Source organism: Microbacterium sp., assembly GCF_051860965.1.
GTDB lineage: Bacteria > Actinomycetota > Actinomycetes > Actinomycetales > Microbacteriaceae > Microbacterium.
Genome location: NZ_JBIMKU010000012.1, coordinates 1 through 23,413, shown reverse-complemented (window position 1 = coordinate 23,413; position 23,413 = coordinate 1). Strand labels below are relative to the sequence as shown.

24 protein-coding genes and 1 tRNA gene are annotated in these 23,413 nt (G+C 67.4%); 14 read left to right on the top strand and 11 right to left on the bottom strand.

Going from position 1 to position 23,413, the window contains the following annotated elements; all coding sequences use genetic code 11:
- Positions 1–114: 114 nt before the first annotated feature.
- On the bottom strand, positions 115–1,659 hold the full coding sequence (locus tag ACTIFV_RS18200; RefSeq protein WP_439594220.1) for an amino acid permease: 1,545 nt from the start codon (positions 1,657–1,659) through the stop codon (positions 115–117).
- Positions 1,660–1,817: 158 nt separating this feature from the next.
- Here ACTIFV_RS18200 and ACTIFV_RS18195 point away from each other — a divergent pair, with 158 nt between their 5' ends.
- The 6 genes from ACTIFV_RS18195 to ACTIFV_RS18170 all read left to right on the top strand — a co-directional run bounded on the left by ACTIFV_RS18195 (position 1,818) and on the right by ACTIFV_RS18170 (position 7,627).
- Entirely contained in the window at positions 1,818–3,173 is a 1,356-nt protein-coding gene (locus ACTIFV_RS18195; RefSeq protein ID WP_439594219.1) for a glutamine synthetase family protein, read from the top strand.
- A complete protein-coding gene (locus ACTIFV_RS18190) occupies positions 3,154–3,915 on the top strand; it encodes a gamma-glutamyl-gamma-aminobutyrate hydrolase family protein (RefSeq protein WP_439594218.1) in 762 nt (253 codons plus the stop codon). The genes ACTIFV_RS18195 and ACTIFV_RS18190 overlap by 20 nt, the downstream gene beginning before the upstream one ends.
- The gene (locus ACTIFV_RS18185) at positions 3,912–5,270 is read left to right on the top strand and encodes an aldehyde dehydrogenase family protein (protein ID WP_439594217.1); all 1,359 of its coding nucleotides are present in this window, start codon (positions 3,912–3,914) and stop codon (positions 5,268–5,270) included. Before ACTIFV_RS18190 ends, ACTIFV_RS18185 begins: the two co-directional genes overlap by 4 nt.
- Positions 5,271–5,379: 109 nt before the next feature.
- Positions 5,380–6,156 (top strand): 3-oxoacyl-ACP reductase, encoded by a 777-nt coding sequence (locus tag ACTIFV_RS18180; RefSeq protein WP_439594216.1) that lies wholly within the window; start codon positions 5,380–5,382, stop codon positions 6,154–6,156.
- A 115-nt stretch (positions 6,157–6,271) separates the two neighbouring features.
- On the top strand, positions 6,272–6,988 hold the full coding sequence (locus ACTIFV_RS18175; RefSeq protein ID WP_439594215.1) for a FadR/GntR family transcriptional regulator: 717 nt from the start codon (positions 6,272–6,274) through the stop codon (positions 6,986–6,988).
- A 237-nt stretch (positions 6,989–7,225) separates the two neighbouring features.
- On the top strand, positions 7,226–7,627 hold the full coding sequence (locus tag ACTIFV_RS18170) for a dehydrogenase (RefSeq protein ID WP_439594214.1): 402 nt from the start codon (positions 7,226–7,228) through the stop codon (positions 7,625–7,627).
- Between the two features lie 17 nt (positions 7,628–7,644).
- On the opposite strand, the gene radA is transcribed toward ACTIFV_RS18170, so the two are convergent.
- From radA to ACTIFV_RS18155, 3 genes are all read right to left on the bottom strand, one after another.
- Positions 7,645–9,012, bottom strand: a complete 1,368-nt coding sequence (gene radA, locus ACTIFV_RS18165; RefSeq protein WP_439594213.1) for a DNA repair protein RadA — start codon at positions 9,010–9,012, stop codon at positions 7,645–7,647.
- A gap of 200 nt (positions 9,013–9,212) precedes the next feature.
- Positions 9,213–10,166, bottom strand: a complete 954-nt coding sequence (locus ACTIFV_RS18160) for an L-lactate dehydrogenase (RefSeq protein ID WP_439594212.1) — start codon at positions 10,164–10,166, stop codon at positions 9,213–9,215.
- A gap of 53 nt (positions 10,167–10,219) precedes the next feature.
- Positions 10,220–11,587: an MFS transporter gene (locus ACTIFV_RS18155; RefSeq protein WP_439594261.1), complete on the bottom strand. Its 1,368-nt coding sequence runs from the start codon at positions 11,585–11,587 to the stop codon at positions 10,220–10,222.
- A gap of 78 nt (positions 11,588–11,665) precedes the next feature.
- Between ACTIFV_RS18155 and ACTIFV_RS18150 the strand changes: the two genes are divergently transcribed.
- Both ACTIFV_RS18150 and ACTIFV_RS18145 read left to right on the top strand, forming a co-directional pair.
- Positions 11,666–12,553, top strand: a complete 888-nt coding sequence (locus tag ACTIFV_RS18150) for an LLM class F420-dependent oxidoreductase (protein ID WP_439594211.1) — start codon at positions 11,666–11,668, stop codon at positions 12,551–12,553.
- A gap of 26 nt (positions 12,554–12,579) precedes the next feature.
- Positions 12,580–13,473: a hypothetical protein gene (locus ACTIFV_RS18145; RefSeq protein WP_439594210.1), complete on the top strand. Its 894-nt coding sequence runs from the start codon at positions 12,580–12,582 to the stop codon at positions 13,471–13,473.
- Here the strand turns inward: ACTIFV_RS18145 and ACTIFV_RS18140 are convergent, their stop codons facing one another.
- Positions 13,474–14,382 carry an alpha/beta hydrolase gene (locus ACTIFV_RS18140; protein WP_439594209.1) on the bottom strand — a complete coding sequence of 303 codons (909 nt, stop codon included), beginning with the start codon at positions 14,380–14,382 and terminating at the stop codon, positions 13,474–13,476.
- Positions 14,383–14,462: 80 nt separating this feature from the next.
- Between ACTIFV_RS18140 and ACTIFV_RS18135 the strand changes: the two genes are divergently transcribed.
- Positions 14,463–14,553, top strand: a tRNA-Ser gene (locus ACTIFV_RS18135).
- A gap of 99 nt (positions 14,554–14,652) precedes the next feature.
- Here the strand turns inward: ACTIFV_RS18135 and ACTIFV_RS18130 are convergent.
- Both ACTIFV_RS18130 and ACTIFV_RS18125 read right to left on the bottom strand, forming a co-directional pair.
- Positions 14,653–15,663, bottom strand: a complete 1,011-nt coding sequence (locus ACTIFV_RS18130) for a tyrosine-type recombinase/integrase (protein ID WP_439594208.1) — start codon at positions 15,661–15,663, stop codon at positions 14,653–14,655.
- A 136-nt stretch (positions 15,664–15,799) separates the two neighbouring features.
- Positions 15,800–16,399, bottom strand: coding sequence for a hypothetical protein (locus tag ACTIFV_RS18125; protein ID WP_439594207.1), 600 nt, complete (start codon positions 16,397–16,399; stop codon positions 15,800–15,802).
- A gap of 113 nt (positions 16,400–16,512) precedes the next feature.
- On the opposite strand from ACTIFV_RS18125, the gene ACTIFV_RS18120 reads away from it, so the two are divergent.
- The 5 genes from ACTIFV_RS18120 (at position 16,513) to ACTIFV_RS18100 (ending at position 18,633) form a co-directional block, all read left to right on the top strand.
- The gene (locus ACTIFV_RS18120; RefSeq protein WP_439594206.1) at positions 16,513–16,740 is read left to right on the top strand and encodes a helix-turn-helix transcriptional regulator; all 228 of its coding nucleotides are present in this window, start codon (positions 16,513–16,515) and stop codon (positions 16,738–16,740) included.
- Positions 16,733–16,993: a glutaredoxin family protein gene (locus ACTIFV_RS18115; protein WP_439594205.1), complete on the top strand. Its 261-nt coding sequence runs from the start codon at positions 16,733–16,735 to the stop codon at positions 16,991–16,993. The genes ACTIFV_RS18120 and ACTIFV_RS18115 overlap by 8 nt, the downstream gene beginning before the upstream one ends.
- Complete coding sequence (locus ACTIFV_RS18110) at positions 16,986–18,083, top strand: hypothetical protein (protein WP_439594204.1); 1,098 nt, start codon at positions 16,986–16,988, stop codon at positions 18,081–18,083. The genes ACTIFV_RS18115 and ACTIFV_RS18110 overlap by 8 nt, the downstream gene beginning before the upstream one ends.
- Positions 18,084–18,148: 65 nt before the next feature.
- A complete protein-coding gene (locus tag ACTIFV_RS18105; protein WP_439594203.1) occupies positions 18,149–18,421 on the top strand; it encodes a hypothetical protein in 273 nt (90 codons plus the stop codon).
- Entirely contained in the window at positions 18,418–18,633 is a 216-nt protein-coding gene (locus ACTIFV_RS18100) for a hypothetical protein (RefSeq protein ID WP_439594202.1), read from the top strand. Before ACTIFV_RS18105 ends, ACTIFV_RS18100 begins: the two co-directional genes overlap by 4 nt.
- Here the strand turns inward: ACTIFV_RS18100 and ACTIFV_RS18095 are convergent.
- The 4 genes from ACTIFV_RS18095 to ACTIFV_RS18080 all read right to left on the bottom strand — a co-directional run bounded on the left by ACTIFV_RS18095 (position 18,630) and on the right by ACTIFV_RS18080 (position 23,057).
- Positions 18,630–19,196, bottom strand: a complete 567-nt coding sequence (locus ACTIFV_RS18095; RefSeq protein ID WP_439594201.1) for a recombinase family protein — start codon at positions 19,194–19,196, stop codon at positions 18,630–18,632. The genes ACTIFV_RS18100 and ACTIFV_RS18095 overlap by 4 nt on opposite strands.
- Positions 19,193–20,209, bottom strand: a complete 1,017-nt coding sequence (locus ACTIFV_RS18090; protein WP_439594260.1) for a zeta toxin family protein — start codon at positions 20,207–20,209, stop codon at positions 19,193–19,195. Before ACTIFV_RS18090 ends, ACTIFV_RS18095 begins: the two co-directional genes overlap by 4 nt.
- Before the next feature lie 454 nt (positions 20,210–20,663).
- On the bottom strand, positions 20,664–20,963 hold the full coding sequence (locus tag ACTIFV_RS18085; protein ID WP_439594200.1) for a hypothetical protein: 300 nt from the start codon (positions 20,961–20,963) through the stop codon (positions 20,664–20,666).
- Positions 20,964–21,632: 669 nt separating this feature from the next.
- Positions 21,633–23,057, bottom strand: coding sequence for an ATP-binding protein (locus ACTIFV_RS18080; RefSeq protein WP_439594199.1), 1,425 nt, complete (start codon positions 23,055–23,057; stop codon positions 21,633–21,635).
- Positions 23,058–23,413 lie beyond the last annotated feature (356 nt).

Below are 23,413 nucleotides of genomic sequence, written 5' to 3'. Positions count from 1 at the left end.
CCGGTCAGCCAGACCGGACCGGGAGGGCCACCATCTTTTCCGGCAAGTTCGCCGACGCAGATGAGCGGGGTCGAAGCATCCCCCCGGATGGCTTCGACCCCGCTTCTCCCCCTGCTAGGACTTGTCGCCGAAGACGTCCTTCTCCATCGCGTCGTACCCCTCGGCCTGCGGATCCCCGTGCTGCCCGCCCGAAAGGGCGTACTCCTCCTCGGGCGAGAGCACGAGGCGATGGCGGAAGAAGAGGGCGAAGCCGATCAGGATGACGACGTAGACGATCGCGATCGCGACGATGGCGGGCACGAAGGTCGGGTTGAGAAGGAAGCCGACGAAGATCAGAGCAGCGATGACCGCCGCGATCACCGCGCCGGGGACGCCCCATGGGCTGCGGTAGGGGCGCTCGACGTTCGGCAGCTTTCTGCGGAGGATGACGAACGAGATCATCTGCAGCAGGTAGGCGAGCACGGCTCCCCAGACTGCGATGTTGAGCACGATCGCCCCGGCGACGGCGCCGGCGCCTTCGTTCAGCGCGGCCACCGTGTCGAGTACGACCAGTGCGATGAAGCCGATCACCGCTCCGATCGTGAGTGCGACCCACGGGGTCTGGCGCTTGCCCGTCAGCGACAGGAACCGCGGGTAGTAGCCCGCGCGCGACAGGGAGTACATGTTGCGTCCGTACGCGAACATGATCCCCTGCAGCGATGCCAGCAGACCGACGAGGGCGAAGAGCGCGAGGAGCGCTGCCAGCTGGTCGCCCACGATCGCGCGGAAGCCGTCGAGAAGCGGCTCTGCCGCGAGCCCCGTCGCCTCGGCGCCGATGACGCCCGTGTTGAGGAACAGCACGAGGAGGCCGGTGACGATGAGCGTGCCGCGAGCCCAGAAGCCCGCCTTGGGGATGTCGCGCACGGGGTTGTGCGACTCCTCCGCGGCGAGCGGGAGTTCCTCGATGCCGAGGAAGAACCACATCGCGAAGGGCAGCGCGAACAGGATCGGGAGCACGCCGTGCGGCAGGAACTCCGTCTGACCCGGGTCAGGCACCATGTCCCACAGGTTCGCCCACTGGAACGCGCCCGACGCCAGCGCCATGACCGAGAAGACCACGATGATGCCGATCGAGATGATCGACACGACGATCGCGAACTTGAAGGAGATCGCGGCGCCCGCCGAGTTCAGCGCGATGAAGACGACGTACAGGATGATCCACCACACCCACGTCGGCATCGAGAAGTTCAGCAGCTCGCTGGTGATCGCGTCGGCGTACGACGCCGAGAAGTAGACGATCACCGCCGTGGTCGCGACGTATTCGATCGTCTCGGCGGCACCCGTGATGAGACCGCCCCACGGTCCCATGGCGGATCTGGCGAACGAGTACGCCCCGCCCGTGTGCGGCATGGCGGCGGCCATCTCGCCGATCGAGAAGATCATGCCGTAGTACATGACCACGAGGATCACGAAAGCGATCAGCATGCCGCCGAATCCGGCGAAGTCGATGCCGAAGTTCCATCCCGAGAAGTCGCCCGAGATGACGGCGGCGACCGCGAGGCCCCACAGGCCCCAGATGCCGGCCGAACGCTTCAGCCCTCGCTTCTCGAAATACTCCTTGCCTGCGCGCGTATAGGTCGCGCCGGCGACCTTCGCCGATTCATTGCTCGACTGCGACATCGATCCTCCGTGGGAGTCGGTTGGTGCCCGGGAAGCGCCTTGCCGACGATTGTGGAGCCTATTGGTCGGCTGTGTCTACCTTTGGCGCGGATTTCGTGATTACAGTGGATGCCGGAGCGCGGCGCCGGGTCGCGTTCCGGAGCCTCGAGGAGGGACGCATGCCGGGCAACCTCAGCGTCGCCGAACTGGATGCCGCGATCGCCGCGGGCGAGATCGACACCGTCATCGTCGCCTTCGCCGATGCGCAGGGCCGGCTCGTCGGCAAGCGCGTCTCGGCGCGGCTCTTCCAGGAGGAGGTACTGCCCCACGGTGCGGAGGCCTGCAACTACCTGCTCTCGGTCGACGTCGACATGAACACCGTCGACGGGTACACGATGTCGAGCTGGGAGAAGGGCTACGGCGACATGATGCTCGTCTCCGACCCCGCGACCCTCCGCCGCGTGCCGTGGCAGCCGGGTTCCGCCCTCGTCATCGCCGACCTCGGGTGGGAGAACGGCGACCCGGTCGCGCAGTCACCGCGGGCGATCCTGCAGCGCCAGCGCGAACGCCTCGCCGAACGGGGCCTCACCGCCTACGCGGGCACCGAGCTCGAGTTCATCGTCTTCGACGACACGTATCGGGATGCCTGGGCCAAGGGCTATCGCGAGCTCACGCCGTCGACCGACTACAACGTCGACTACGACCTGCTCGCGTCAGGGCGTCTCGAACCGCTGCTGCGCGACATCCGGCTCTCCATGGACGGAGCGGGTCTGTACACCGAGGGCGTCAAGGGCGAGTGCAACCTCGGTCAGCAGGAGATCGCGTTCCGCTACGCCGAGGTGCTCGAGACGGCCGACCAGCACACGATCTACAAGAGCGGCGCGAAGGCGATCGCCGAGAACCACGGCAAGTCGCTGACCTTCATGGCGAAGTTCAACGAGCGCGAGGGCAACAGCTGTCACATCCACCTCTCGGTCCGCGGTGAGGGCGGCGAGCCGGTCATGGCGGGCGACGGCGCGTACGGGTTCAGCCCGTTCATGGAGCACTGGGTCGCCGGCATCCTCGCAACCCTCCGGGAGTTCACGCTCCTCTACGCGCCGACGATCAACTCGTACAAGCGGTTCCAGAAGGGCACGTTCGCGCCGACCGGCGTCGCGTGGGGTCTCGACAACCGCACGTGCGCCCTCCGCGTGATCGGTCACGGCCAGTCGCTGCGCCCTGAGAACCGCGTGCCCGGGGGCGATGTCAACCCGTACCTCGCGATCTCGGCGATCATCGCCGGAGGGCTGTACGGCGTCGAGAACGAGCTTCCGATGCCCGACCCGCTCGCCGGCAACGCCTACTCGTCCGAGGTCGATCACCTGCCGACGACGCTGCGCGAGGCCGCCGCGCTGTTCGAGCAGTCGACGATCGCGCGCGCCGCCTTCGGCGACGACGTGGTCGAGCACTACCTCAATCAGGCGCGCATCGAGGTCGAGGCCTACGACGCGGCCGTGACGGACTGGGAGCGGGTGCGTGGCTTCGAACGTCTCTGAGCGCCGGCCGGTGATCGGCCTGACCACCTATCTCGAGCAGGCCAAGCAGGGTGTGTGGGACGTGCGAGCGGCCTTCCTGCCGCAGCAGTACTTCGACGCCGTGACGGCGTCGGGGGGCATCGCGGTGCTGCTCCCGCCCCAGCCGTTCGCGAGCGAAGCCGCGGGCCCCGTGCTCGACGGGCTCGACGGGCTCATCCTCACCGGCGGCCTCGATGTGCAGCCCGAGCTGTACGGCGCCGAGCGCCACCCGCTGACCGACCCGGCGCGCCCGGATCGCGACGAGTGGGAGCTCGCCCTGTACCGCGGTGCCGAAGAGCGCCGACTGCCCGTCCTGGCGATCTGCCGCGGGCTGCAGCTCGTGAACGTCGCACGTGGGGGCACGCTGCACCAGCACCTTCCCGAGGCGCTCGGCACCGAGCGGTTCCGGATCGGCGGTGGTGTCTTCGCGACCAACACCGTCACCGTCGACGCCGACTCGCGTCTGGCGGGGCTCGTCGGCGCGGGCGACGTCGAGGTGCACAGCTACCACCACCAGGGCATCGATCGGCTCGGACACGGCCTCATCGCGACGGCGCGGACGGACGACGGACTCGTGCAGGCGATCGAATCCGACGACGGCGGCTACCTCGTCGGCGTGCAGTGGCATCCCGAAGAGAACGCCGAGGACCGCCGTCTCTTCGCCGGGCTCGTGGCGCAGGCGTCCGCCTACTCGGCCGGCCGAAACGAGGCGGTCAGCGCATGACGTTCACTCTGATCAACCCGACGACGGGGGCACCCTTCCGCGAGATGCCTCGCGCCGACGTGGAGGAGGTGGATGCCGCGATCGCCCGCGCCGTCGTGGCACAGCGGTCGTGGGCCGCCCTGGCGCCGGTCGCGCGCGCCGACGCCCTGCGCTCCTTCGCCCGCGTCGTCGAAGAGCACGTCGAGGAGCTCGCGCAGCTGGAAGTGCTCAACTCGGGGCATCCCATCGGCTCTGCGCGGTGGGAGGCATCCCACGTCGCCCAGGTCTTGAACTTCTCCGCCGGCGCCCCCGAGCGACTGAGCGGGCAGCAGATCCCGGTCGCCGGCGGACTCGACGTGACGATCCACGAACCCTACGGCGTCGTCGGCATCATCGTCCCGTGGAACTTCCCCATGACGATCGCGTCGTGGGGGTTCGCGCCGGCGCTCGCCGCCGGCAATGCCGTCGTGCTGAAGCCCGCCGAGCTCACCCCGCTGACAGCGGTGCGTCTCGGCGAGCTCGCTCTGCTCGCCGGCCTGCCGGAGGGGCTCTTCACGGTCGTCACCGGATCGGGTTCGGTCGTCGGGCAGCGATTCGTGTCGCATCCCGACGTCCGCAAGGTCGTCTTCACGGGCTCCACCTCCGTCGGTGTCGAGGTCGCCGCCGGCTGCGCGCGCGCGCTCAAGCCCGTGACCCTCGAGCTCGGCGGCAAGAGCGCCAACATCGTCTTCGCCGACGCGGATCTCGAGAAGGCCGCGGCCGCAGCGCCCGGCGCCGTGTTCGACAATGCGGGTCAGGACTGCTGCGCGCGCAGCCGCATCCTCGTCGAGCGCTCGGTGTACGACAGGTTCCTCGAACTCCTCGAGCCCGCCGTCACCGCGTGGCGCGTCGGCGATCCATCGCTCGAGTCGACCGAGATGGGGCCGCTCATCTCGGCCGCGCACCGCTCGACGGTCTCGTCGTTCCTCGACGGGGCGGACGTCGCGTTCCGCGGAAGCGCACCCGAGGGCGATGGATTCTGGTTCGCTCCCACCGTCGTGCTGGCCGGTCGTGAGGACCGCATCGCCCGGGAAGAGGTCTTCGGTCCCGTCGTCGCGGTGCTGCCGTTCGACGACGAAGCCGACGCGATCGCCCTCGCGAACGACACCGCGTACGGCCTGGCCGGCTCCATCTGGACGGAGAACCTCGGCCGCGCCGTGCGCGTCTCGCGCGGTGTGAAGAGCGGGGTGCTGTCGGTCAACTCGCACTCCTCGGTGCGGTACTGGACCCCGTTCGGCGGCATGAAGGCATCCGGCCTCGGCCGCGAGCTCGGACCCGACGCGGCCGAGCACTTCACCGAGACCAAGAACGTCTTCTTCGCGACGGATGCCTCGTGACCCCGGCATCAGTGTCCCATCTCTCGCGCCTCGTGTCCCACGACGTGCCGCTATCCCGAGGCCATTCCGAGTCAGAGTGGGACACGCTCCCGCAGGAAGGACGGGTCGGATGATCGACCTCACACAGCGACTCAAGGACCGTGTCGCCATCATCACCGGCGGAACGGGGGGCATCGGATTCGCGACCGCCAGACGGCTCGCCGCGGAGGGCGCGATCGTCGTGATCGCCGATCTCGATCCCACGACCGGCGAGGCCGCCGCGGCCGAGGTCGGCGGCGTGTATCGGCATGTCGACGTGGCGGACGAGGCATCCGTCGATGCGCTCTTCGACGGCGTCGCCGATCAGTTCGGCCGACTCGACATCGCTTTCAACAACGCGGGCATCTCGCCCGCCGACGACGATTCGATCGAGACGACCGAGCTTCCGGCCTGGGATCGCGTGCAGGACGTCAACCTCAAGAGCGTCTACCTCTGCTCCCGCGCCGCCCTGCGGCACATGGTGCCCGCCGAGCGCGGCTCGATCATCAACACGGCATCGTTCGTCGCCCTGCTCGGCTCGGCGACGTCGCAGATCTCCTACACGGCGTCGAAGGGCGGCGTGCTCGCGATGACCCGTGAGCTCGGTGTGCAGTTCGCGCGGCAGGGCATCCGGGTCAACGCGCTGTGCCCCGGTCCGGTCAACACGCCGCTCCTGCAGGAGCTCTTCGCGAAGGATCCCGAGCGCGCGCAGCGCCGACTCGTGCACGTGCCGATGGGCCGCTTCGCCGATCCGTCCGAGATGGCGGCGGCGGTCGCCTTCCTCGCGTCGGACGACGCATCCTTCATCACCGCGACGGCGTTCGTCGTCGACGGCGGCATCACCAACGCCTACGTCACCCCGCTGTGAGCATGCGCATGGGCACAACGTCGGCAATCGGTGGTCGTCGCCGGACGACACGCCGTTCTGCCAGATCGCATCGCGCGGATCTGCCGACGTTGTGCACGGTGCGGCGGACGGGGACATGACCGACGAGCCGCTGCGCGAGGTGCGCCGGGCCGTGTACCGGCCCGTGCGCGAGGGCAACGCCCTCGAGGACACCGTCGCGCGGCTCGTGCAGACGATCCGGCTCGGGGTCGTCGCACCGGGGGAGTCGCTCCCGCCTGAACGCGAACTCGCCCTGCGCTACGCCGTGAGCCGCGACACGGTCCGCGAAGCGATCCGCGAGCTTGCGGACGCCGGGTTCCTCGTGCCGCGGCGCGGTCGGTACGGCGGCACGTTCGTCGCAGATCCCCTGCCCCAGCCACCGGATCCGGGAAAAGTGGATGCCGCGGAGCTGGACGACATCCTCGGCCTGCGCCGCGTGCTCGAAGCCGGTGCCGCCCGCGCCGCGGCCGAGCGGACCCTCGACCAGCCCGTGCGCGAAGAGCTCTGGGCGCGCTTCGAGGCCACGTCGACGGCGAGCGAGGGCGACTACCGCCGACTCGACACACTGCTGCACCTCACGATCGCCGAGATGTCGGGCATCCCGTCGCTCGTGAACCTCGCCGCCGAGAACCGTGCGCGCGTCAACGCATGGCTCGACACCTTCCCCCTGCTGCCACGCAACATCGAGCACTCGAACGAGCAGCACGAGCGCATCGTGACCGCGATCCTCGCCGGGCGGGCCGACGCCGCCGAGTCGGCCGTCCTCGACCACCTCGCCGGCTCCGAGGCGCTCCTGCGGGGCTTCCTCGCGTGATGCTCGGCTGAATCTGCCGGGCCCTCCGCGCCCGTACCTGAGCTAAGGAGATTCGCCCGAGAGAAGGACGATTCCGGCCACCGAGTCCTTCGCTCGCGGGATCCTCCTTCGGATGGATGCCGCGCGCCGTCCGCCGCGCCGCTCGTGAGGAGAACCGGCCCGGAGAGGGCGAGCGGGCGCGGAAGCGCCCTCGATTCGCAGATTCTCCTCACGAACCGCGCCGCCTAGGCTGGAACGGTGGCCGGAAAGAAGCGCAAGAAGGACCCCCTCGAGTTCCGCAATCCGCAGTTGAGCGACGCCCTGCAGACGCAGGACATCGCCGCGGTCGCCTTCGCCCTGCGCCACGGACCGACGGTCGTGCCGCTCATGTCGCCGGGTGATCGCGACAATCCGCTCGACGTCGGCGAGGTGTGGACCTACCGCGATCCGAACACCGGCCAGGTGGCCCTGCTGCTCTTCAGCGACGCGACGTTCAAGCCCGCGACACTGCCCGCGGCCATCGCACTGCAGTCGCCTCCGGCACTGCGCGCCTTTCTCGGCACGCACGGTGATGAGATCACGACCGTGTTCTTCGACATCGCCGGCCCGCATCCGATGCAGGCGACACCGGCCGACGTCATCGCCGCCCTCGACGCGTAGCGCGCGGCGTCGCGGGATCAGAAGTCGGGGACGTCGTCGCCCGGGCGCGACCTCACGCGAGCGCGCACATCGTTGAGTGCCGCCCTGATCGTGCCCGAGCGGTTGTCGATGACGTCGGTGTAGCCGAGTCGGGCGGCCTCGGAGCGCCGCTGAGCAGCCTGCGTGACGGGACGCACTTCCCCCGCGAGGCTCAGCTCGCCGACCGCCGCGAGCGTGCGCGGCACCGCGTCATTGCGCACCGAGCCGGCGACGGCGATCGCGATGGCGAGGTCGGCGGCGGGTTCGGTGAAGCGCACCCCACCGACGGTCGAGACGTAGACATCCAGCTTCGACGTCTCGACGCCGCAGCGCTTCTCGAGGACGGCGAGCACCATCGCGACGCGCGCGGCATCCACTCCGTTGACGATCCGCCGCGGGTTCGGAGATGTCGACGCGATCGTGAGCGCCTGCACCTCCACCGGCATGGCGCGGCGGCCTTCGAGCGCGATCGCGACGCACGTGCCGGGCTCGGGTGAGCCGTGACCGAGGAAGAGCGCGCTCGGGTCGGGCACCTCGGCGATGCCGGCTCCGGTCATGTCGAAGCAGCCGACCTCGTCGGTCGGGCCGAAGCGGTTCTTGAGCGCGCGCACGAACCGCAGCGAAGTCTGCCGATCGCCCTCGAAGTGGCAGACGACGTCGACCAGGTGCTCGAGGATCCGGGGGCCCGCGATCGAGCCGTCCTTCGTGACGTGACCGACGATGATGACGGGCAGGCCGCGGTCCTTCGCGACGCGGATGAGGGTGGAAGCAACCTCCCGCACCTGCGACGGATGCCCGGCCATGCCCTCGGAGAGACCGGATGCCACGGTCTGCACCGAGTCGACGATGAGCAGCTCGGGCTGCACCTCGTCGACGTGTCCGAGGATCGTCGCGAGATCGGTCTCGGCCGCGAGGTAGAGCTCGTCGTGCAGCGCGCCCGTGCGCTCGGCCCGCAGGCGCACCTGCGCCGTGGACTCCTCGGCGCTCGCGTAGAGCACGCGCCGCCCGACCTTCGCGGACTTCGCCGCGACCTCGAGCAGCAGTGTCGACTTGCCCACGCCCGGCTCGCCCGACAGCAGAATCGCGGCGCCCGGCACCAGCCCGCCGCCGAGTACCCGGTCGAACTCGCCGACCCCGGTGGTGCGCCGCGGCGCGTCGCGCGAGTCGATGTGCGTGATCGGAAGAGCCGCGCGCCCCGCGCCGGGAGAGACCGCGGTCACACCGCGGGTGATGCCGGTCTGCTCTGCGGCCTCGACCACCGTGCCCCACTGCTGGCATTCGCCGCACCGCCCGACCCACTTGAGCGTCGTCCACCCGCATTCGGTGCACCGGTAGGGCGCAGCTGTCGCGGGGCGTCGGGATGCCATGCACTCAGGCTAATCTGGCGCGCCGACATCGGTCGTGCGGCCCGCGGCATCCATCCTCGCTGCTCGTTGAAAGCACTTCATCCGCACGAGCGCGCTCACTACGTGCGCGTGCGACGAACGGTCTCGTGAAGAGGAAGTGCTCTCGGGATGGGTGCACCGCACGCGGCGAGCGGCGGGCGAGGTGGGAGAAGCGGGCTGCGTCAGTCGCGCAGCGAATCGGCGACGGCGCGCAGCGCCTCTGCGGACTTGTGGAACAGCTCGAGCTCGCCGTGGTCGAACGGCGTCTCGGGGATCGGCACCGCGCCCTTCGCGCTGACGATCGAGGGCACCGACAGCGCGACCCCGCTCACGCCGTGGAAGTCCTCGAGCACGGGCGAGACGGGCATGACGGCATGCTCGTCGCGCAGGATCGCCTCGATGATGCGCGCACTCGACAGGCCGATCGCGTAGTTGGTCGCCCCCTTGCCCTGGATGACCTTGTAGGCGGCGTCGCGTACGTCGATCGCGATCTGGTCGAGCTCCTCGGGGGTCATGCGGTCGCCCGCGGGCGTGACCCAGTCGAGGATCGGCACCGTGCCGATCGTGGCCTTCGACCACAGCGGGAACTCGGTGTCGCCGTGCTCTCCGACGATGTAGGCGTGCACGCTCGACGTCGAGACGCCCGCGCGCTCGGCGAGCTTCCAGCGCAGGCGGGAGGTGTCGAGCACGGTGCCCGAGGCGAAGATCCGCTCGCGCGGCAGTCCGGTCTCCTCCTGCGCGAGGACTGTGAGCACGTCGCACGGGTTGGTGACCAAGACATAGATCGCGTCGGGGGCGACCTCGAGCAGCTGCGGCATCATCGACTTCATGATGCGGGCGTTGACCCCCGCGAGCTCGATGCGCGTCTGCCCGGGATTCTGCTTCGCGCCGGCGGTGATGACGACGACCTGAGAGCCCTCGACGACCGAGATGTCGCTGCCGCCGATGATGTCGCTCGTGCCGGTGAACTGCGTGCCGTGCGCGAGATCGAGCACCTCGGCCTCGGCCTTCTCGGTCGCGATGTCGTAGAGGGCGACGTGCCGCGCCGAACCGCGGATCAGGGCGGCGTAGGCCGCGCTCGAGCCGACGGATCCCGCGCCGACGATGGTGACTTTCGAGTTCTCGATGACTGCCATGTCGCCAGTCTGGCAGGGCCTGGGATCCCGCGGCCAGGGTCGACCGGCAGTCGTCACGAATCCGTCGGAGCGACTTCGCGGCGGGGGTTGCGGATGCCGACGAACGAGACGACGCCGCCGATCGCGAGCAGCACCGCTGCGACGATGTTCGCCTGGTGGAAGCCGGCGAGATCGAGCGCGCCCCCTGTCACCAGGGCGAGCATCGCGATGATGAGCAGCCCCGCGACGCGGGCGACGGCGTTGTTCACGGCCGATGCGATGCCCGAATGCTCCGTCTCGACGGAGCCGAGGATCGCGGCGGTCAACGGTGAGACCGTCACCGCGAGCCCGAGACCGAACACGAGCATGCTCGGCAGCACCTGCCACCAGTAGTCGAAGTCCTCCCCGACCGTGAGCAGCAGCAGCGCGCCGATCGCCATGATGATCGGACCGACGGTCATGAACAGCCGCGGACCGTACTTCCCTGCGAGGGCGCCCATGCGCGAGCTCAGCACGATCGTCATGATCGTGATCGGCAGGCTCGCGAGGCCTGCGAGCGTCGCCGACAGTCCGGCGCCCTGCTGCAGGTACACGGCGACCACGAACCCGTTGAGCGACAGGGCGGCGTACACGAAGAGGGTCGTGATGTTGCCCGACGAGAAGTTGCGCACGCGGAAGAGCTCGAGCGGAAGGATCGGCGACGCCACCGTGCGCTGGCGCAGGAGGAAGAGGAGGAACAGCAGGATGCCGCCGGCGAGCGGCATCCAGATCGCGGGCGATCCCCATCCGAGGTTCGGCTGCTCGATCAGGGCGAAGACCGCGAGCCCGAGCCCGAGCGTGCACAGGATCGCGCCGAGCCAGTCGATGCGCGCGCCGGCGTCGGGACGGTCTGGATGCTGCAGCCGCGTCAGTAGCCACAGCGTGATCGCGATGGGCAGGACGTTGATGAGGAAGGCGAAGCGCCACGACAGGTAGTCGACGAACAGTCCGCCGATGACGGGCCCGACGACCATCGCGCCGGTGGTGAGTGCCGTCCACATGCCGATGGCCCGGGCCTGCAGCGCTCCCCGCATCGTGGACGTGATCAGTGCGAGCGAGCTGGGCACCAGGAACGCCCCGGCGGCGCCCTGCAGCGCGCGCCCGACGATGAGGATCTCGGGATTCGGTGCGATCGCGATGCCGATGGATGCGACGCCGAATCCGATCAGTCCGATGCGCATGATGAGGATGCGGCCGTACGCGTCGCTCAGCGAGCCCGCGAGGAGGATCAGCGCGCTGAGCGTGATGAGGTAGGCGTCCACCACCCACTGCTGCGTCACGAGGCCGCCGCCGAGCTCCCGACTGATCGCCGGCAGCGCCACGTTGACGATCGTGCCGTCGAGGAACGCCACGAACGAGGCGAGCGCCGCGATCGCGACGACGAGACGCTGCTGGCTCGTCATCTTCTCGGTCACTCTGTCAACGTACTGCCGTTCCGCGGCCCGAGGGCGGCCTGGCAGTTCTAGCCTGGAGGGGAACGGATGCCGCATCCGATCGCCGACCGGACGGGGACGCTCATGGACTACGGGCTGCACATCGCCGACTTCACGTGGAGGTCGGGCGCAGCCGGCCTCGGACCTGCGCTCGCCGCGCACGTGCGCAACGCCGAGGCTGCCGGCATCCGGCGCATCACCGTCATGGACCATTTCTGGCAGCTGCCGGGGATCGGTCCCGTCGAGCACGAGATGCTCGAGGCGTACGCGACTCTCGGGTTCATCGTCGCGCACACCGAGAAGGTCCTGCTCCACACGCTCGTCACCGGTGTGATCTACCGGCATCCCGCGCTCCTGGCGAAGCAGGTCACGACGCTCGACGTGCTCTCGGGCGGCCGCGTCGGCCTCGGCATCGGCGCCGCGTGGAACGAAGAGGAGTCGGACGGTCTCGGCTTCCGCTTCCCGCCCGTCGCGGAGCGGTTCGAGCAGCTCGAGGAGACGATCCAGATCTGCCTGCGGATGTGGTCGGACTCGGAAGAGCCTTACGACGGCGCGATCTGGCAGCTGCAGCGCACGCTGAACTCACCCCAGAGCATCGCGCGACCGCATCCGTTCCTCATGATCGGCGGCGGCGGTGAGAAGAAGACGCTGCGGATGGTGGCGCAGTATGCGGACGCCTGCAACCTCGCGGCATCCCCTCAGATCGCGCACAAGCTCGACGTGCTGCGCGGACACTGCGACGCGGTCGGCCGCGACTACGACGACATCGAGAAGACCGCGATGATCCGCGTGGATCCGTCGTCGACCGCAGCCTCGGTGACCGCTCAGACCGCTGAACTGGCCGCCCTCGGCTTCACGACGACCTACGTGTTCTCGACCGGCATCGATGAGCCGTCGCGCGTCGTCGAACTGCTTGCGGAGGCGATGAGCGAGTAGGACGGTGTCGCGCATACGCTGACCTCATGGAGTCGGCCGAACTGCACGCGTTCATCTCGCATACCGAGGGAACGGTGTCTCCCAAGGCCGTCGGTGCCCTGCACGGTCGGGCGGAGATGCTGGCGCGCATGCCCATGCGCCTGCAGCGCTGGATCGTCGCACACGCGAAGGGCGAGGAGTACATGGGGTTCGTCGTCGAGCCCTACTGCCTGTTCCTCGCGTACGAGATCCGTGACCAGGCGGCCGCCGAGCGGCAGCTCCCGCCGGGATACCGCCTCATCCCGTCGTCCATGTTCGATGACGAGCAGCCGCGGTACATCGGGATCGTCGGGGCGTTCTCGGTGCACACCTCGGTCTTCTGGGGCGGACGCGTCGAGCTCTACGTCATCGCCGAGAACACGCGCACGGGCATGCTCACGTGGGTCATCTGCGACTACGAGTCGAACACGATCAACTACGACCCGGGCGGCGGCTTCTCGGCGGCGACGACCGAGCGCGCCGTGATCACGACGTCGCATCGGGGCGACGTGGTCGTCGACGTGCGCAGCCGCGAGCGCGCGAATCATCTCGCCGTCACGGCATCCGTCCCGGCGGGCGAACGGCGCGCGCTCGATCAACGGCTCTGGATCGAGGGCAATCTGTCGGTCGACTACGGCGGGCGCCTGCTGAGCCCCGGCGAGGAGCCGTTCGGTCTCATCTTCGACCCCGATGAGATGCGTGAGGCGATCCGCATCCCGCTCGACGCCGTCGAGCTGAGGGTCAACACCTTCGGTGCGGCGTTCCTCGACGAGGTGCCGTTCGAGGTCGCCTGCTTCCCCTACGCGCAGCACTTCCTCACGACGAGCTATCCGCGGCCCACGTCGATCCGCGATCGCGACGACCTCGATGCGGCGGTGCGCGGCTTCATCGCCGCGGACTGATCAGACGCGCTCGCGCAGCCAATCGCGTGCGCGCGCGAGCAGCTCCTGCGCGAGGACGGTGTCGGTCGCCCAGGCCTCGAAAGCGTGCGGCGCGCCGGCGACGGTCTCGAAGGTCACGTCGACGCCGGCATCCCGCAGTCGCTCGGCGTAGGCGAGGTCCTCCGCGTGGAACAGCTCGATGTCCGAGGCGTACATCCACGTCGGCGGCAGGCCTGCGAGGTCGTCGCGGCGCGCGGCCGCCGCGTATGCGGGGAGCTCCGGAGAGCCGATGCGCGCGCCGAGGTACGACCGCCAGCCGACGAGGTTCGAGCGGTTGGTCCATACGAAGTGCTGGTCCGCGTCGAGCGCACGATCGGTCGCCGTGCGGTCGTCGAGCATGGGACAGAAGAGCCACTGCGCTGCGACGGGCGTGCCCTCGTCGACGAGCTTCTGGACGAGGGATGCCGCGAGCCCCCCGCCCGCGCTCTGCCCGCCCACGGCGATGCGGGCGGGGTCGATCCCGAGGTCCGCGGCGTTCCGCGTCAGCCAGGTGAAGGCGTCGGCGCAGTCGTCCAGAGGCGTCGGAAAGGGATGCCGCGGCGCCAGCCGATAGTCGACGGATACCACCGTGGCACCCGTGCTCAGGGCGGTCTCGCCGCACATGCGGTCGTCGACCGCTGCCGAGCCCAGAACGAGCCCGCCGCCGTGGATCCAGAGAAGGCCGGCCCCGGACGGGTGAGGCGGCGTGTAGACCCTGACGCGAAGACTGCCCTCGTTCACGATCCGGCGCTCGACGCCGTCGACCTTCTTGCCCGGGGCGAGGCGTGAGAGCCTGGAGACCAGCCACAGCACCAGGGGGTTCTCAAGGTCGAGTCTGGGTGCCCGGCGCGTCGCCTCGCGCAGGGATGGATCGACGCGGGCGAGGTCCACGGGGCGGCTCCTTCGAGGCGGGTCGGCGTCGCGAGCGCGCGGATTCGCGGCATACGTCGGCGTGTCGTAAACTATCCCACGGTGACGTGTCCGAGCGGCCGAAGGTGCAACTCTCGAAAAGTTGTGTAGGGTAACCCCCTACCGTGGGTTCAAATCCCACCGTCACCGCCACCACAGAAGCCCCGAGATCCCTTGCAAACACTGGGATCGCGGGGCTTCTCCCGTGCCCAGATCGGGCAAGTGAGAACAATTTGAGAACATCGGGTGTTCTCAGCGGCTCCAGCCAGGGTTTTGACCGGTCACTCCAGGGCCCGTTATCGGCCCAGTCTCGTGGACGACGGTGAGTGACTGCTGCCGCGCTCGTCCGAGAGCGAACGCGACGGCATCCAGGTCGTCGTCGAAAAGGTCTGCGTAGGTGTCGAGGGTCATTGCGGCCGACGCATGGCCCAGCATGCGTTGAACGGCCTTCACATTCGCACCAGCGCTGATCGCGAGACTGGCAGCTGTGTGGCGCAGATCGTGAGGGGTCACGCGCGGGAAAGTCGGATCTTGCGCTTGCGCACGCTTCACCGCTTTCGCAAACCATCCAGCTTGGGAGTTTGGTAACCGCATGTGGAGTTGGCCGTCTCCGAACAGCAGCTCCTCGTGATGCTTGCCGTCGAATGCCGCGCGCACGAGCGAGTCGATGAAATCTGGATAGCGGACGGCCCGGCTAGCGTGTGACTTCGGTGATCCCACGTGTAGATGTCCGTTCACCAAGACGGCGTTCTCGTAGACGGTGACTCGACGCCGATTGAGATCCACGTCGCGCAGGCGGAGTCCGGTCGCCTCCCCCCAGCGCAGGCCGGTGTAGGCGAGGAAGAGAACGACGTCCGGGTGAGTGGAGAGTCGAGCGAGATCAGCGACCTGCGTGTGGGTCAAATAGACACGTGGCTTCGGTCGCTTCTTCGGAAGGCGGACGCCGCGTGCAGGGTTATCGGCGATCCGTCTATCTCGCATTGCAATATCGAGGATCGCCGCGAGGATGCCGTAGCTGCGGATTACGGTGGTCGCCCCCCGCGTGGTGGCGAGCTCGCTGACCCACGCCCTGACTTCGCTGTGCGTGATCGTACCCACACGCCGGCGCCCCCAGGCGGGTGCCACGTGGATACGCCAAGCGGATTCGAGGGGGTGGTGGGATGAAGGCTTCAGCACCGCGGCCTGGTCCTTCAGCCACGCTTCGCCGAGCTCTTCCACAGTGATTCGGGCATCCGTCGGATCGATGTAGGTCTTGTTGCCCATGGCGACGCTGACGGAGTCGAGGAAGGCTCGAGCCTCGCGTTTGCTCGTGAACCCACGCTTCGCGGCGTGCGTATGGTCCGGCTTCCGATACCGGACGTAGTACCGAGTCCCCTGAGTCGTCTTGTAGGGGTGGATGCTACCCATCCGCCTGTCGGCCGACGATGTAGCTCATTCCTTCGAGGCGACCTTCGTCTCGTGCTCGACCAACCCAGACTGCCGCGGTCCGGTGGGGGACGCGCAGTTCGCGCGCGACGGCTTTGATCGGTGCGGAGGCGGAGAGTGCTGCTGCGCCGTAGACGATCTCCACGATGTCCATGCGGGAGTCATTGTTGCGCCCGCGCTTCACGGCTTCGTCGGCCATCCATTGCGGAATGAGGCGGCCTTCGACGGAACTGATCTCAGCCACCGTGAGCCACTGAGCCGAGGGTTCGTCGCTCAACGTCAGCGCGATGCACTGAGGTGCGGCGGCCTGCACAATGCGCTGGACGTTGACCTGGCGCAGGGTGTCACCGTTCGCCTCGACGTCGTCATAAAGTGCGCGAACGCTGGTGGCTCGGACGACGTATCTCCCTTGGATGCGAATGTAGTGCGCCTCGATGGTCGTCTGGACGCCGCCGTCTTCGCTGACATGCGTGGCGATGAATCCTGGCGCGATGCGGAGTGCTGATCCGACTCGCTCGCTGGTGGCGTCCGCGGTCATAGGAGCGCCTTCGAGAGTCTTCACGTCGACCTTCACCTCCCTAGTTTGTCTTATCGCGTCAGGGAATCTCAGATTTACCTCTTGCTTACTGTATCAATAAATGACACACTCGTGTCAAATCCTGACGAACTCACACACGGGAGGCGATCATGACCATCACGAGCAACACGGCCGCCCCTGGCCTGTCTCACATCTTTATCAGCCCCGCGCGCGTTGCAGAGATGCTGCCGGGCGTGACGGTTCAGACGTTGGCGATGTGGCGGTATCGGCACACGGGACCGCCCTACCGAAAGCTCGGCGCGAAGGTGGTCTACGCGCTCGATGAGCTCGAGAAGTGGGTGCAGGACGGCGCCCACGGCGGTCAGTTCGATGACTGACCCGCCCTCGCTCATCGTGTACTCGACGGGACCCGCGTGCATGCGCTGCACGCTCACCTGCCGGTGCGCCGACAAGTTCGGCCTTAAGTACGTCGTCGTCGATCTGCGCGAGAACCTCGCAGCACGTGAGTACGTCACCGACGATCTCGGATACAGCGAGGCTCCCGTTGTGGTGGTCAACGGCGACTACCAGCACCACTGGTCTGGCTTTCGCCCGGATCTAATCGAGCAACTGGCGCGCCGTCATGTCTGAGCACGACGCGGGTTCGACCGAGGACCCGACGGCGCGGGAGGAGCGACTGCGAGCTCGCAGGGAGAAGTACAGGCGTGATCCGGATCGGTATCGCGGGTACCGCCGTGCGGCGATGGAGAAGCACGGAGAGGAGATCCGCGAGTACAAGCGGCAGTGGCAGGCGAATCACAAAGAACACGTCAGCGAGTATCACCGCCGCTATCACGAGGAGCACCGCGACTACGAGAACGCCCGCAACCGCGCGTACATGCGGCGAAGAGCAGCCGAGAGGCGCCAGGAGCAGGAGCTCGCTGAGCGTCGGCGTGTCAACGCCCGCGAGTATTACGTCGCCAACCGCGACCGGATCGCGATGGCCACCCGTGCCTGGCGAGGGCAGCAGAAGCTAAAGGATCCTGAGGGGTACCTCGCGCAGCGTCGGGAGAGCAACAAGCGCTGGCGCGACAAGAATAAGGATCGCGAGAACGCGAAGCTGCGCGCTCAGTACCGCGACAATGCCCCAGAGCTACGAGAGAAGGCGCGTGCCTACTATGCCGCGAATCGCGAACGGATCCTCGCGCAACGGAAAGCTGCTCGGGAGGCGTCGCCGGACTCGTCTCGGGAACGTCAACGTCGCTATCGCGAGCGCGAGCGTCGGCGCCGCGAGGCGGGGCTCCCGCCCTACCGGCGCCATCGCACCACGGCCGCCGATCGGGCCGCGCACAGGGCGGAAGCCGACGCGTTCTTCGCACGACCGCTCACGCCCGAGCGCCTCACCGCGAACCTGAACGGCCCACCGACACCGCCCGAGCTGATCGCCTGGTGGCAGCGGGATTGCGCGCGTGCTCGAGCCACCGAGTATCTCGCGATCGACCCGGGTGCGCGTGTGAAGCTCAACCTGCACGTATCTCGACGCAGTGTCGATCAGGTGCTGGGTGATCGCAAGGCGGACGTCGATGCCGCGGTGCGAGCTTCCGAGGAGGCTCGGATGGATGCGATCGGGCGTCGCGTCAACAACCAACTGCGGACGGGACGACGCCGAACCGCCACTCCCGACCCCGCCGCACCGCACACGTCCCCGTCCGCCCCGCATGCCGGAGGTCTCAGCCGATGACCGCTTCCGATATGTCTCGCGCCGTGTCAGTGGTGTCCGTCACACTCTCAAGCAAGGAGATCACCATGATCGATCGAGCACACACCGAAGCGGTCACCTACCGTGTCGCGGTTTCTGCACTCACCTACCGTTCCGACAAACCAGAGCACGAGCCGGGATACACCGTGGAGGAGGACGTCGACTGGTGCATCCAGCCCCTCCGCGGCATCCCCACCGACACGTTCGAACGGCTGCGCGCTCTCGTTCGCGACACCATCATCGATCCGACCGCGAACCGCGAAGCCCTCGCACACTCCCTGTCCGAAGCGGCGATCGATTCCGGTGGGGCACAGTCATGAACCCCCAGACCTTCGGGGTCGTCGCGATGGTTGCGACCGTCATCCTCACCATGGGTGTCGTGCTCGTGATGCCCGCCATCGTCCTTGCAGGGTTGCGTGGGCAGATCCTGCGCGCGGCGCGCTTGGCGCAAGCGGTGCTGGTGATGACCGCTCTCGCGGTGATCAGCGCGCTCTTCATCGGGACGGCCGGATCGCCGCTCGAGCTCTTCTAGATCCGGTCGACGTCGATCGGGGCGAGCGCGCGCTGGACGGCGCTCGTGCTCACGCCGAGGACGCCGGCGATGTGTGCGAGGGAGCGGCCGTGGCGGCGGAGCTCGACCGCGATCGCGAGGCGCTCGGGAGTGACCACAGAGGGTCGTCCTCGCGGCCTGCTCTCCGCACCATCGGTCGAAAGCCGCCGGCGGCCTCGCACGCGCGCGAGTTCGACACGGAGTGCCTCCAAGGCCCCGAAAACCTCCGCCGGCTCCCGCGGGCCGTCGTCGGTCGAGAGCGATCTCTCCGCGAGTGAGCGGAAGCGGATGCCGCGTGCACTCATCCCGGCGAGGGTCCGGGTGAATCGGGTAGCTGACGGCGCGAGGCGCGCGGCAGACGTGACGAGCAGAGTGTCGCCCTCAGAAAGCGTGGCGAGACAGGCGTCGAGCTCGGGCGTCGAGGTCGGCCAGTCCGTCGACGTATCGGTGAAGACCATGATCGCGCCCGCGCCGTGCAGCGTCGCGGTCTCGGCCGAGGTGTCGTCGTCGACCAGTATGCGGGTGTAGCCGACGATCCGGCTCACCGTGACGGTCCGCCGCGGTCAGGTGCCGGTGGCGTCACGACCGGGCCCGTCGCGATCTGCGGTTCGCGACGCGGACGGGTGCGCCGCTGGGGTGCCAACTCACTCGCGATACGGGTCTCCAGCATCCGAGAGACCGGAGATGCCGACGGCACGTTGAGCCGGGGAATGACCTCCCGCAGGGCGAGATCGTTCAGCGCGACCATCGCGTCGGCCATATCGGATCGACGAGAAGCAGGGTCAGCAACGAACTCGGAGATGCGGCGACGCTCGCTCAACCACTGCGTCGCCTGCAGAGTCGACATCGGAGACGACACGGCGCGGTCGAACGCTTCCACCGCGCCCTCCAGTCCCGCATCGCGCGTCCGGTCCAACACGGGCGTCCCGTTGCGGTCGATGACCATCACGCGTCCCGCTGCCAAGTTCTGCCGGATCGCGTCGAGCACCGAACGCGTCTCGACCAACTCCTGATCGTGAGCGGAGACGTTCACGCCAGAGCGACCCGTCCCACTCTCTCGCAACTCGGACGAGGCCACCGCGATGAGGCTCTCCGCACGCGACACCCCCACAACGGCGACAACCGTGTCGAACCCTTGCGACCCGAATGTGTCCAGCAGCCCGTGAGTCGCCTCAGCGGAACGGAGCGGAGCATCCACCAACACGGAAAGGCGGCGATCTCTCGCATATCGCAGACACGCGCTCAACCAGCCGGCGACCACTGCCGCACGGTCCGCCGCAGACTCGCTCGACGAGGCGTCCGACTGTGGCAGGAAGCGCCGAAGGGCGTCAGGCGCTATGACTGCCGTCCCCGCGGGGGAGGTGTCGATGAGTTGCCCGATGGCTCGTGATCTTCCGGACCCTCGCTGTCCGCCCAGGAGCGTCAAGCGCGGATGATCTGACGTGGCGACCTTTGCGAAGACGATGGGCAGAATCTCATCCTCGAGTACCCGCGCCGCATCGAGCGATTCGAGCTCACGCGCACGGCAAGACGATGGAATCGTCGCTGCGACCTCCATCACAGCCGCACGGTCGAACCCGCGCGTTCGCACGGCGCGCGCCCACGCTGACTCTGCGTCAGCGGTCGGTGAGCCCGCGAGGGTCGAGGAGAGCAGCTCGTCGTACGCCACAGCGTCACTCGGACGCCATGACGGCACAGCAGCACGCATCTTCCCTCCGAGCGCGAGTCTACCGTCACCCGAAAAAACCCCAAATCGAATATCGGGACACGGGAGCGACCGACCGATCCGTTGTGCGTTGATGTGCGGAGTCCATGTCGGCCATCTCACGAAGCCCCGTGAGAAGGTTCACCTCGACAGCCGCTGACGACGGTTGTTGTTTGCCGTGAAGCCTGCGGCATCGTACGGTCGGCCGGGCTGCGTGCAAGGGCTTTCGCGGCATATCCTCCTCCGCTGGCGCTTCGTCCGGTATTCCACGGTCCCTGGCACTCCGCCCACCCTCCCTGCTCCGGCACTATGTGCCTTCACGGCAAACAACACAGGCAGAAGAGAAATGACCACTGGAAGACTCGAACACCTCGACCCGCAGGCGCTCGACATCGAACCCAGCATCCGCACCTAGGTCACCACCGACAAGGGATTCCTGGACAGCATCCGCGCCAACGGCGTCCTCGTCCCCATCCTCGGCTGGCGCGACCGCGTCGAAGCGTGGAAGCAGATGGAACTCGCCGGGCTGTCGGTGTCCGCGATCGCCCGCAAGACCGGAACCAAACGCGGCCGCATCAAGACCGGCCTCACCGTCCGGAAGCGACACCGCCACTATCCTCGTCGGCCAGCACGGCCTCAGTCTCGACCAGGCCGCGATCCTGTTCGAGTTCGACGACGACCCCGACGTGATCGCCGACCGCCCAGACCGCGACCGAACACCCCGACTACTTCCCCGTCGCCGTCGAACGCGCACGCCGGGGGAAGGCGAGTCGCGAAGCCCGCGCGATCGTCGAACGGGGGGCGAAGGGCCACTAAATTCTCGACGAGCGACCCGGCTCGAACGAGACACCGTACCGGCTCCGGATGCTCACCACTGTCGACGGCACGGAAGTCGACGCCGGCAGCATCCAGGGCAAGCCCGGAGTGTCCGTCTACGTCGCGATAACGCTGGCCCGTGCCCTAGCCTCGCAGCGAGGGCACGGCTGCCGTCGTGTGTTGGGCGACCGTCGTGAAAGCAGTATGTCGGCTCTCTGCTGTGCGGTGACGGTTCGCCCTTAACCGTGCCGACAGATTCTGCGTTGGCGTGGCGCTCTGGCGATATCTTTGGCTGGGATTTTAATGACGACGCGGCGTGTCTGACTCTTTCCGTACCAAAACGGCGGGTTCCTCATCAACTACCCATCAACCAAAATCAGCACCACCAAATCTCGCGTCTTTTCGCGGGTACCGGAGGGATAGCTCGCAAATTACCTGGACGGAACGCTTCGCGAATCAACTACTCATCAACGAAGTCCGTCTGCCCCGATTCTTTTTGAGCCCAGAACGGCACGTAGCGCATCAGCTTGGGCGGCGCGTCTGGGTCGTACGGGACGATGGCGCCCGCTTTGACTGCCTCGCCGAGCAGTCGAGAGGCTGTTGCCTTGTTTTTCGTCGCAATCCCGAACCGCGTGCGGATGGAAGCGTTGTTCGTGTGTTCGCGCGAGGTGTAGCGCAGACAAGCGTGAAGGTAGACCGCACGCACTCTGTCTTCCCGCGTCATCTTCGGAAGATCTCGGGGGGACAGCATGGTGATCCGCGTGCTTCCGGCGCCCGCTTCGACGATCGGAGCGGGGAGTTGGTAGAACTCAACTTGAAACGCAACCTTGTCCCAGCCGCTGCCCTGTTCTTCGCAGATACCCATCCGGCGGAGCAGATATGCGAGCTTCTCGTTCCTGCTGCGAGGCGGCGCGTCCACCAACCGCTCGACAGGCACCATTGGCTCGCCGGGATTTGCAATCTCGATCCGATCCCCGAAAATCTCGATTGTTGGGCCGGCTCCACCAGTCGTGAAGTCTTGGTGGATGAGAGCGTTCGCGACCAACTCGCGCACGGCCAACTCGGGATACACGGGTGTCGTGGTTCGAAGCGCCTGCCCGATCACGGGGTTTGCTGGGAGGACCCCGTTGATGTAGCCGATGAGTCCTTCAAAACCATTGGCGTAACCCTTCACACCGAGTTGCTCCTTGACGAGTTTGACCTTCGTCTTGCCTTCATACTGGATGACTCTTAGCGCCTTTCGTCGCAGCGTTGGGAAGCTGTCGAGGGACTTTGCGAGGAGCAGCCCGCCAAGATTCGTGATCCGCCAGCCAGTTCCGGGCATCCGATGGATGAGGCTCTCCGCGCTGAGTGCTTCGAGGATGCCAGCTCTGTTGTCGGGAAGCGGTCGATTCATGAGATCGAAGTAGCTTGGGTAGTCGAGGAGCCCCAGCACATCATCATCGGTGAGCCGGTCGCGGGCAGATGCGAGCTCGAACGGCTCTCGCTCGAATGACTTCCACAGACGCCTTGCGTAATCCGGATGTTTGTTGAGCGGCTTCGTGTAGGAACCCACGCGAATGTACTCGACGCCCTTGAATTGGACAGGTTGAAAGCTTGCCGCTTCGATCGTGAGGACGACCAACCTGATGTCGCGGAGCTGGATTGTCGTGAACTCGAAGTGGAGCGGGGGTGTGAGCTGAGTGGCCAGCCAGTTCGTTAGCTCGGAATTGCCGATCTTCTGACTGACGGGGTCCGCAGTCGTCCCCACAATTACGTGGTCCTCGTCACGGACGCCCCAAACTATGTACCCAAAGGGTTCATCGTCGAGCCGGGCCGAGTTCGCGAGGGCGGACATATTCTGTCCGATAGTGGCGGGGTCTTCGTTCCCCACCTTGAACTCCACCCAGCCTGTCTCCGCCTGGAGCGCGGCGAGCTCAGGGATAAGGTGGAGCAACTGATCCCGGCTGTGAAGCTCCAACTGTGCAAACGCCCCTCGTCATTGGTTTTACTCAAGCGAAGGCTATCGTCTCGGCTCTCGACAGACACCCGCGGGGTACCGCGGGTGACGTCCCGCTTGTTAGTGGAGTTCCTCGACACCGTGCGGGTTGGCTGTTCTGACGATGCCGCGGTCAGTTCGGGATACTCACCTCCTCGCTGTCGGCAAGCAACGTCTGACTCTGTCACTCTGATTTGGCCCAGGGGCGTCGGTCTTATCTGGCCCATGTTGCGACGCGCCGGGGTGTTCATGTCGGTTTGATT